Below are 6,613 nucleotides of genomic sequence, written 5' to 3'. Positions count from 1 at the left end.
GTATGGGTCTGGTGTCGCTGCTCGATACGACGCGACGACTCCAGTGTCTTTCATGAACCGCCGTATGCGGAACCGCATGTACGGTGGTGTGAGAGGGCGACGGGGGTGACCCCGTCCCCTACTCGATGGCCGCTCCGGGCGGGGCTTTCCCGGCTATGCGGGGCGCGTCCGTTCCTTGAGGCGCAGCAGGAGTTTGCGTGCTTCGTCGAGCAGCAGCACGCTGGAAGCGACGAGGGCGGAGCGCAGCCAGTCCTCCGCGGCGAGTGCGGTGGTGCCGAAGATCTGTTGCGCCGGCGGCCAGTTGACGACGATGACCTGCAGGGCGAGGACCCCGCCGAGTGCGAGCCACAGCCGGCCGTTGCGCAGGAATTGGCGGTTGAAGGCGCTGCCGTGTTCGCGGCGGGCGTTGAACACGTTGAAGAACTGGAACAGCACGAAGGTCGTGAAGGCGAGCGTGAGCGCGTATTCCCTGCCGCGCGCGTCGAGCGCGGAGTGAAACAGCCACAGGGTGCCGACCATCATCGTTGCGCCGTACAGGGCGAGGCAGACGAGCCGGCGCAGGGTGAGGATGTGGGCGTGCCGTGGGCGCGGCGGCGCGTGCATGATGCCGGGGCGGGGCGGCTCGAGGCCGAGCGTCATGGCCGGCGGGCCGTCCATGATGATGTTGATCCACAGGAGCTGGATCGCCGTGAACGGCGAGGGCAGGCCGGCGAGCGTCGCGGCGAGCACGGTGAGGATGGCGCCGATGTTGGTCGACAGCTGGAAGCGCACGAACTTGACGATGTTGTCGAAGATGACGCGCCCTTCCTCGACGGCGCGCACGATGGTCGCGAAGTTGTCGTCGGTGAGCACCATCGTCGCGGCCTCGCGCGTCACCGCGGTACCGGTGATGCCCATTGCGACGCCGATGTCGGCCGCCTTGAGCGCGGGGGCGTCGTTCACGCCGTCGCCGGTCATCGCGACGACGTGCCCCTTGGCCTTGAGCGCCTTCACGATGCGGACCTTGTGCGTGGGCGAGACGCGCGCGAACACGGCGATCGAGTCGATGCGGCGGGCGAGCGTCGCATCGTCCATCGCATCGAGTTCGGCGCCGCTCGCGACCTCGCCCTCCAGCCCCAGTTCGCGCCCGATCGCGGCGGCGGTGGCCTTGTGATCGCCGGTGATCATCTTGACGCGGATGCCCGCCTGGCGGCAGCGCCGGATCGCGGCGCCGGCTTCCGCACGGGGTGGGTCCATAAGGCCGGCGATGCCGACGAAGGTCCAGTCGCGGGACCACGCCCACAGGTCGCCGGCGGGATCGAAATCGCCCGCGGGAATCCGCCGCCGGGCGACGGCGAGCACGCGCAGGGCCTGGTTGGCGAGATGCTCGTTTTCCGCAGCGACCGCGGCGCGGACGGCATCGTCGAGCGGGCGCTCGCCGTCGCGGGCGATCCATTGCGCCGAACGGGCGAGCAGCACGTCGGGGGCGCCCTTGACGAACATTTCCACCCAGTCGCCGTGGTGGTGGAACGTCGCCATGAACTTGTGCGCTGAGTCGAACGGGATCTCGGCAATACGCGGGATGCGTTCCCGTTCGGAGGGCGGATCGATGCCCCCTTTCTGCGCGAGCACCCACAGTGCGCCTTCGGTCGGATCGCCGACGAGGGTTGCGTCGCGCACGCTCGAGTCCGAGCACAGCGCCATCGGCAGCAGCAGCGGACGCAGGTCCGCGAGGCCGTCGCCGCAGATCCGGCCGTGCGGATGATAGCCCTCGCCGTCCACCGCGAAGCGGCAGCCCGCAAACCAGCCGCCGCGCGCGGTCATCTGGTTGAGGGTCAGCGTGCCGGTCTTGTCCGAGCAGATCACCGTGGTGCACCCGAGGGTTTCGACGGCGGCGAGCTTCTTGAGGATCGCGCCGTTCTGGGCCATGCGCCACATGCCGATCGCGAGGGTCACGGTGACGACCGCCGGCAGCCCTTCGGGGATCGCCGCGACGGCGAGCGCGACCGCCGTCATCGTCGCCTGCACCCAAGGCAGGCCGCGCGAGGCGTCGAGCGCGAAGATCACGGCGACGACGGCGCCCGCGATCATCGCGAGGCGCTTGCCCAGGACGTCGAGCTGGCGCTGCAACGGGGTTTCGCCGCTCTCGGCGGTGGCGATCATGCCGGCGAGTCCGCCCATCTCGGTCGCCATGCCGGTGGCGGTGACCAGCAGTTCGGCGCGTCCGCGGGTCAGCACCGTGTTCATGAACAGCAGGTTCGTGCGGTCGCCCAGCGAGAGATCGGGGACATCGAGGGTGTCGGTGATCTTGCCGGCGGCCTGGGACTCGCCGGTGAGGGCGGATTCATCGACCTCGAGGTTGTGCGCGGCGAGGAGGCGGCCGTCGGCGGGCACGCGGTCGCCCGCTTCGAGGAGGACGACATCGCCCGGGACCAGCGTGGCGGCGTCGACTTCACATGGTTGACCGTCCCGGCGGACGCGCGCGTGCGCGGCGAGCATGTCCTTGAGGGCCGCGAGCGTGCGTTCGGCGCGGTGTTCCTGCCAGAAGCCCAGGCTCGCATTGAGCAGGACCACGACCAGGATCACCAGCGCGTCCTTGAGTTCGCCGATGGCCCACGCCAGCGCCGCCGCGAAGATCAGGACGATGACGAGGAAGTTGCGGAACTGGTCGAGGAACTTGAGCCAGGCGGGGCGGGGAGCGGCTTCCGCGAGGCGGTTCTCGCCGCAGCGGGCGAGGCGGTCGGCCGCGTCGGCGCTGGCGAGCCCGTGCCCGGGATCGACTTCGAGCGCGGCGGCCGCCGTGGCCGCGCTGAGGGTGTGCCACCGGGTGTCGGTGCTCATCGCCGGGTCGTCCTCGGGCATGGCGGCGCCGCGATGTCCCGCGCGCCGCCGTTATTCGGTCGGCTGCGTGCCTGACGGGGAGGGGGATTCCTGCTCGGCGGAGATCTCGACCAGGCGCGTCGCGAGCACCTTGTCGATGCGCTTGCCGTCGAGGTCGACGACTTCCAGCCGCCACTCCTCCCACGTCGTCACGTCGCCGGTGTGGGGGATGCGGCCGAGCAGCCACATCACCATGCCGCTGAGCGTGTGGTAGCGACCCTTGTCCTCCTCGGGGACGGCCTTGATCTCGAGGCGGTCCTTGAGTTCGGGGATCGGGATCATGCCGTCGAGCAGCCACGAGCCGTCCTCGCGCTGCACCGCCCACGCCTCGTCGAGGCTGGCCGGGCGGAACTCGCCGGTGACGGCCTCGAGCACGTCCTGCAGCGTGACCACGCCCTGGATCTCGCCGTACTCGTCGATCACGAACACCATGTGGGTACTCGACGCGCGGAACTGGTCGAGGAGTTCCATGCCGGTGAGTGACTCGGGCACGTAGATCGCGGGTTCGAGCTGCTTCGTGAGGTCGGGCGTGCCGCCCTTGAGGGTCTGGTTGAAGAGCTGTTTCGACGAGATGATGCCGAGGATGTCGTCGAGGCCGCCGCGGCACACCGGGAAGCGCGAGTGCTCGGATTCGGCCATGCGTGCGAGGTTGTCGTCGAGCGGCAGGTTGATGTCGAGCCACACGACGTCGGCGCGCGGCACCATCAGCGAGGCGATCTGGCGTTCGTCGAGGCGGAAGACGTTGCGCACCATCTCGTGCTCGTTCTTCTCGATGACGCCGGCCTCCGAACCTTCCTCGAGCAGGGCGTGGATCTCTTCTTCGGTGACGGCCGGTGCGGCCTCGTCGCGCTTGCCCAGCAGCGTGAGGAGCAGTGCCGTCGACCAGCTGAGCAGGCGCACGAAGGGGCGCGAGGCGACCGCGAGTGCGTTCATCGGCCGGGCGACGAGGCGCGCGATGCCTTCGGGGTTGATCTGCCCGACGCGCTTCGGGACGAGTTCGCCGACGACGATGGAGACGTAGGTGATCACCACGACGACCAGCACGGTGGAGCCGATTTCGCTCGGACGCTGGGCGAGTCCGAGCTCCTCCAGCCAGCGGGCGAGCGGTGCGGCGAGCGCGGCCTCGCCGACGATGCCGTTGAGGATGCCGATCGAGGTGATGCCGATCTGGATCGTCGACAGGAAGCGCGTGGGCTCCTCGCCCAGCTTGATCGCGACCGCCGCGGCCGCGTCACCGTCCTCGGCGAGGCGCGTCAGGCGTGCGCGGCGTGCCGTGACGAGCGCGATCTCGGACATGGCGAAGACCCCGTTGAGCAGGATCAGGGCGACGAGAATGATGATTTCCATTTTCGCTGGCTATGCAGGGAAGGGGCACGCGGTGCGTGCCGGCGCGCGCAGCGGGCGTGCGCGGAACGCCATGAGTCGTGGCGTGGATGCAGCGGGGAGCGACCGGGCGGTCGCGGAGGCAGGATGCCGGGCGCCGGCACTGCAGGCAGGCACGCAGCGTGCCCGGGGACGTCGGGTGTCGGAGCGCGCCGGGCAACATCGGCCCAGCGAGGCGCGGGCGCGTGGGCCCGGATGGCTCGCCTGGCGGGGCCTGCGGCGCGGATGATGCGAATTTCGACTACCCATAGCGCGGAGTTCGTGCAGCCCCGCTACTCCTTCCTTGTGTGCTGAACAGGCGAATGATGCATCAGCGGCGGTGCCGCTGTCACGCATGCTGGTGATGCCCGCACTGCGACGATGGCGCATGAAAGGTTACAATGGCGCGTTTTGGTCATTGGGAACGGGGCGGATGAAGACCACCTTTCTGGATTTCGAACAGCCGATTGCCGATCTCGAAGAGAAGATCGAGAAGCTGCGATTCGTGCAGGACGACTCGGCGGTGGATATCTCGGAGGAAATTTCGCGCCTCGAAGCCAAGAGCGAATCGCTGACGAAGGATCTGTACGCCAAGCTCTCCCCCTGGCAGATCGCCCAGGTGGCGCGCCATCCGCAGCGTCCCTATACGCTCGATTACGTGCGCCACATCTTCACCGATTTCCAGGAGCTGCACGGCGACCGCGCATATGCCGACGACAAGGCGATCATCGGTGGCCTGGCGCGCTTCAACGGCCAGAGCTGCGTCGTGATCGGGCACCAGAAGGGGCGCGATACGAAGGAAAAGATCCTGCGCAACTTCGGCATGCCGCGCCCGGAAGGCTATCGCAAGGCGCTGCGCCTGATGCGCACGGCGGAAAAGTTCGGGCTGCCGGTGTTCACCTTCGTCGACACGCCGGGCGCCTATCCCGGCATCGGTGCCGAGGAGCGCGGACAGTCCGAGGCGATCGGCCGCAACCTGTACGTGATGGCGGAGCTGAAGGTGCCGATCATCGCGACGGTGATCGGTGAAGGCGGTTCGGGCGGCGCGCTGGCGATCGCGGTGGGCGACCAGCTGCTGATGCTGCAGTACTCGACGTATTCGGTGATTTCGCCGGAGGGCTGCGCGTCCATCCTGTGGAAGAGCGCGGAGAAGGCCTCCGAGGCGGCCGAGACGATGGGCATCACGGCCGCGCGCCTGAAGTCGCTCGGCCTGGTCGATCGCGTCGTCAGCGAACCGGTGGGCGGGGCGCACCGGGACCATCGCGTCATGTCGCAGTCGCTCAAGCGTGCATTGCAGGATGCGCTGCGCCAGGTCTCCGACCTGTCGCCGGCCGAACTCGTCGAGAAGCGTCTGGAGCGTCTGATGGGTTATGGCCGTTTCAAGGAACAGAACGCCGCCTGAACGGCGGCTCGAGGAGGCCGTCGCCACCGTGCTGGCGACGGCCCGCGTCGCGCCCGGCCAGACCGTGTGCGTGGCGCTGAGCGGCGGGGTCGATTCGACCGTGCTGCTGCATATCCTGGCCCGGCTGCGTGCGCCCGGCGGGTTTTCCCTGGCCGCGGCACATGTCCATCACGGCCTGAGCCGCAACGCGAATGCGTGGCTGGAAGCCTGCCGCGCCTCCTGCGATTCCCTCGGCGTCACCTTCCACGCCTTTCGCGAACGGGTCGATCGCGATGATCCCGCCGGTATCGAAGCCGCTGCGCGCACCGTGCGCCTCGCGGCGCTGGCGCGCGTGCCCTGCGACTGGCTCGCCTTCGGCCACCATCAGGACGATCAGGCGGAGACGCTGATGTTCCGGCTGCTGCGCGGGGCCGGGGTGCGCGGTGCGGCGGCGATGGCGGCGGTCGAGCCGGGACGGCTGCGCCCGCTGCTGGGCGTGCGGCGCGCCGACATCGTCGCCTACGCGCGCGAGCATGGGCTGGCGTGGGTCGAGGACGAGAGCAACGCGGACCTGCGCTATGCGCGCAACCTCCTGCGCCATCGCGTCATGCCGCTGCTGGAGCAGCACTTTCCCGGTGCCGTGCCGGCGCTCGCACGCGCGAGTGGTCAGTTCCGCGAGGCGGAAGGGCTGCTGGAGGACCTTGCCCGCATCGACGAGCGCGCCTGCGGCGGGAAGAGGCTCGATTGCGCCGCGCTGCTGCGCCTCCCGGACGAGCGGGTGCGCAACCTGCTGCGCTGGCAGCTGCGGGCGATGGGACTGCAGGCCCCGGCGCGGGCACGGCTGGTCGAGGTGGTGCGCCAGCTGCGCGAGGCGGTCGAGGATGCGCACCGGCTGCCGCTGGGGGCGGCCGCGTGCTGCGTCTATCGCGGCAGCGTCTGGCTGGAGGCGGAGTCCGGCGGACCCGGGCTGTCGCCGGTGGCGTGGCGGGGGGAGCGGGAGCTGCCCTGGGG

At 69.6% G+C, this 6,613-nt stretch carries 4 protein-coding genes; 2 read left to right on the top strand and 2 right to left on the bottom strand.

The window, feature by feature from the left end; all coding sequences use genetic code 11:
* Positions 1 to 153: 153 nt before the first annotated feature.
* Together GPA22_RS22105 and GPA22_RS22100 are read right to left on the bottom strand one after the other, a co-directional pair.
* Positions 154 to 2,841, bottom strand: coding sequence for a cation-translocating P-type ATPase (locus GPA22_RS22105; RefSeq protein WP_246264638.1), 2,688 nt, complete (start codon positions 2,839 to 2,841; stop codon positions 154 to 156).
* A 30-nt stretch (positions 2,842 to 2,871) separates the two neighbouring features.
* Positions 2,872 to 4,206 (bottom strand): hemolysin family protein, encoded by a 1,335-nt coding sequence (locus tag GPA22_RS22100; RefSeq protein WP_169258229.1) that lies wholly within the window; start codon positions 4,204 to 4,206, stop codon positions 2,872 to 2,874.
* A 448-nt stretch (positions 4,207 to 4,654) separates the two neighbouring features.
* Here GPA22_RS22100 and GPA22_RS22095 point away from each other — a divergent pair, with 448 nt between their 5' ends.
* Both GPA22_RS22095 and tilS read left to right on the top strand, forming a co-directional pair.
* Complete coding sequence (locus tag GPA22_RS22095; RefSeq protein WP_169258228.1) at positions 4,655 to 5,623, top strand: acetyl-CoA carboxylase carboxyltransferase subunit alpha; 969 nt, start codon at positions 4,655 to 4,657, stop codon at positions 5,621 to 5,623.
* A 28-nt stretch (positions 5,624 to 5,651) separates the two neighbouring features.
* A partial coding sequence (tilS, locus tag GPA22_RS22090; RefSeq protein WP_169258227.1) for a tRNA lysidine(34) synthetase TilS occupies positions 5,652 to 6,613 on the top strand: 962 nt, incomplete at its 3' end.

This window comes from Aromatoleum toluvorans (genome assembly GCF_012910905.1).
GTDB lineage: Bacteria > Pseudomonadota > Gammaproteobacteria > Burkholderiales > Rhodocyclaceae > Aromatoleum > Aromatoleum toluvorans.
Note: the sequence above shows the minus strand (reverse complement) of the source record. Positions and strands in the feature narration are given on the sequence as shown.